General features: G+C 39.1%; 1 protein-coding gene. It reads right to left on the bottom strand.

From position 1 onward, the window contains the following. Window positions 1-152: 152 nt before the first annotated feature. A partial coding sequence (locus tag ABU914_RS15375) for an ISLre2 family transposase (protein ID WP_379670570.1) occupies window positions 153-1,198 on the bottom strand: 1,046 nt, incomplete at its 5' end.

Raw genomic sequence — 1,198 nt, 5'->3', positions numbered from 1 at the left:
GTATGTGTCAAGTTATTCTCGGTCGACTTATCACACCAATATCTTTGGCACTCTATTTTTGTACGCTTTTTCACTACCGCGCTACGCTTGCTGACTGTCCCTTATGGATTACGTTCTACAAACCAAGAACCTAACCCATAAGGGACAGGATATTACTGAAATCCTTTGACCAATCTGCCTATTGCCGATGAATGAGCTGCATATAAACTAATAGATCCTTGTTTAGCGCCTATGGACGGTTGTGTGGATTGGCGCAAAAACTCCGACATACGTACAACCCTCTTGATCTCACGTTGTTTTCGATAACTCCTATGTTGAGAAGCTAGATAAACTTCTCTCAAAGTATTATTTGCGATACCCTGCTTTACTTTCACCATAGCTTCCGCACCTTCTCTACTCCAATGCATACCTCGCTTTTTCATACGATAAGTAATATGTCGTTGATTGGATTCCATTGCCCCTAAACCTCTTGCACCTTTTGGTGCATCATTTGTCCTCTTTCGCCAATCTGCAATATAATCCCAATGATTTAAGATATATGTACGGAATTTATCGACTTTTTCGATTAACTTCTCATCCTCAAGTTGACTTTCATATGTATCTAAAATAAGCGTGAAATCATCTAAATTAGCTTCTTTTACTGCTTCCCTAATCTTATCCTTCCATTTGTTTTTCTTATAGCCAAATGTGCGATTAATAGCCTGTTGAATGTGATATTCATCCAATTGATGTAAAAGAGGAAAATTAGATTGCGAAAATGCCTCTTGAAATCTTTCGGCTGAATAGCCAGAACCTCCATCACTATTCGATACAACTTGAGTGTTTTTAAGGGAATATTCATGCGCCGCAATGGTTTGGACTTCCTTCCAAAAATCATCGATTGATTTTGTGGTCATAATAACTTTAGGTTTTGTTAGGGAAACTCTCTTTCCGTTTGTGTTCCAACCTTCATACATAATGGCATGTGATACTTCTATATGCTTTTTTCTTTTTAGATCACGAACGTAAACGCCATCTGCCTCCGCATAAAGGAAATCAAGAACTTTTTTCCCTTTTGGTAATTCAGCTGACTCCTCTAAATCTAGCACCATAGCTTCGTCGGCTTCTGCTTGCGCCTCTCCTACTCGCCTTACAATACTTCCAACCGTTGTGTGACTTATATCAACGGCCATCCATTCCTTTAAAATACGTGCTGATT

Source organism: Pueribacillus sp. YX66 (assembly GCF_041725775.1).
Lineage (GTDB): Bacteria > Bacillota > Bacilli > Bacillales > UBA6769 > Pueribacillus.
This window is presented reverse-complemented; position numbering and strand designations above follow the sequence as displayed.